This window comes from Bacillus sp. AY2-1, from assembly GCF_008368965.1.
In the GTDB taxonomy this organism is placed as follows: Bacteria; Bacillota; Bacilli; order Bacillales; family Bacillaceae_G; genus Bacillus_A; species Bacillus_A thuringiensis_S.
This window is the reverse complement of the sequence record NZ_QPEL01000085.1, coordinates 1-2,569: the sequence shown is the minus strand read 5'-3', so window position 1 is coordinate 2,569 and position 2,569 is coordinate 1. Positions and strand designations below refer to the sequence as shown.

Below are 2,569 nucleotides of genomic sequence, written 5' to 3'. Positions count from 1 at the left end.
TTTTATTTCGTTTGTCGCTTGCGACGTTAATGTCATCGGCGACTTGTTCTATATTACACTTCATTTGTATAATCGTCAACACCTTTTTATAAAGATATTCAAGTTAATATTTTTATGCTCTTTTAACTAGATACGCCTCTCCAAGGATTCATTACCGAAAAGCTACCTTCTGCTTCTATTTAACCTATTCTTCCAAAATATATTCAAGTTAATTTAAACCCTAGACTTAATTTGTACAGAAGTTTTTACCTAGCGAAACTAACAATCTTATTTTAATAAATATTAATACCTCTTTGTTTATCACACCCTCTATTAGAAACGATTGAAGATATACGTATTCTTATAACAGACAACGATACAAAAATCCATAATACACTCATATACTACTCTAGTTATAGAGTCCCAAGTTCTACTTATATGAAGTAATAGTTGCTTATCTGTTTACTCGTAAATATATAGAAGCACACTAATATATTTATTAACTATCCCTTTTTCACTGAAATATCAGCCTTATATCTCCTTCATCTTTAGTATCATCTATTTCCATACAGCTATATTCTCTTAATAAACATTTAAGATATGCTCAAGGTTTGAATTGATTAATAGCATTTCCTTTTTAAACACATATACTGGATTAAAAATACATACCTCAATTGATCAAGTGCACCGAACAAACATATGCAGAATACTCGTTCCTTTCATTACTTCACTTTTTATATAACATTAATAGATATTTATCCCATACCTATATTTACGTTTTAGCGCTAAAAGAGCGAATCCTTTCACTAACAAAGCATTTAGTTTCATTTCTAGTATATATCCCCCTTTTAAAATACATATAGAATCATAATTTCCTTTGTTTCTATCTCCCCCTAAGAATACAATACACAACCATACAAAAACAATTCTACAACAAGGTATACGACGGCTGCACAATTATAAATCATAATCCCCTCAATACCTACAGAGGTGCTGTCCGCCTTTAACGCAAATATATACTAAAAAAATTTCAATATGAAATGGGCCGGAATTTCTATTCTAAGAAAAATCCGGCTCTTATTTTTAGGCAACAACCAACATCATTTTTACATTTAGTATTAAATGTCTATTCAATATTCTCTACTCTGGTAAAGGTGAATGTATCATATCTGTCACTGCATAATATAGATTTTCTGGATGTTCGGCTATCCGATGACATAAATATAAATACCGTTATTTTCCACGAGTCAAATATACTCTAGCGTTATGTCCTTTGTTTTTCAAATCTCTTAACATATCCGGACGAATTCCATATAACATTTCTATTTCTACATTAGGGTGACTAAAATATTGACGTTGCTCCATCTCTTTAATAAGAATTTCATCATGTGTAGCTATAGATACAGGGTGATGGTTTTCAGCTAGTTTTTCTACAATTTGAAGATACTGTTGATTTAAATCAGTTGATCTAGGCATAGCAATATCCGGAACTTCTTGATAGGCACCTTTTACAATTCTTATTTTTCCTGGATAATGAAGGAGTTCTTGAATATCATTGTTTGAGCGGTATAAATGTGCCTGTATTGTTATCCCTACATTATGATATTGCTCAGTTACCTTTTTATAAATGGAAAGAATGTCCGCTGCTTTAGATGATTCTTCCATACTTATCATAAGGGTAGTTCCATGTACTTTCGCCTTCTCTGCCAACTCCATTAAATGAATATAAGATATTTCTGGATCTATAGACAATCCAATATGAGATAAATCAAGTGATACTGTTTGTTTCATAGATAGAGTACCTATGTCCCCAATAAGATTCAAAAACTCATTTTTTGCTTTATAACATCCCTCTATATCAAGAGTATTTTCCCCTATGTATTCTAGTGAAGTATGATAACCTTTTGTAATTAGTTCTTTTGCCGTCCCAATCCCCTCATGTCTCGTTTCTCCGGTGACAAAGCGTTTCGCAGCTTGTAACAATAACGTATAGAGTTCATTGGATTGTTGAACATATGCTTTTATATGTTCATTCCGTTTTACATACACCTTCTTTAAATCAGCTTATCCTTTCTAAATTTATTGCTGAAGATTATTTGGAACGGCATATTATGAAGATGAAAAAAATCTATAAAAATCGAAGAGACTTCCTTATCCAGCAATTAAAATCAACATTCTCAAATACAATCAATATTTTCGGTTATTTTACAGTATTACATCTGATTGTTGAATTCAATCAAGTTCAATTCACAAAAGAATTACTTGAGAAAATCCAACAACTCGGAGTGAAAGTATATCCTGTGGAAGATCACGCCATTGAAAAAGGAAAACATTACAATCGAATTATTATAGGGTATGGACATTTAACAACTGCAGAAATAAAAGAGGGTGTGAGTAGGCTCCAGAGGGTAATACTTCGTATATATATTCTTGTTAGCAAATAGACTTTAAAGCTTAGTCATATTTTTCTGAAGGTATGCTACTTAAATGTGAAATTCTAATAAAATAAAGTTGTTTCTTGCTAGATAAACTTACTCATAGAGCTTACATTAATTACAAGTTTATTTTACAAAACACAAAAAAGACAAGT

Annotated in this window: 2 pseudogenes; one reads left to right on the top strand and one right to left on the bottom strand. The window is 31.2% G+C overall.

From position 1 onward, the window contains the following. Window positions 1-1,119 precede the first annotated feature (1,119 nt). Window positions 1,120-2,028: pseudogene (locus tag DN403_RS20535) on the bottom strand (proline dehydrogenase family protein). Between DN403_RS20535 and DN403_RS20530 the strand changes: the two are divergent. Next, a pseudogene (locus DN403_RS20530) lies at window positions 1,947-2,423 on the top strand (MocR-like pyridoxine biosynthesis transcription factor PdxR); the annotation flags it as partial. The pseudogenes DN403_RS20535 and DN403_RS20530 sit on opposite strands and share 82 nt — an antisense overlap. Window positions 2,424-2,569 lie beyond the last annotated feature (146 nt).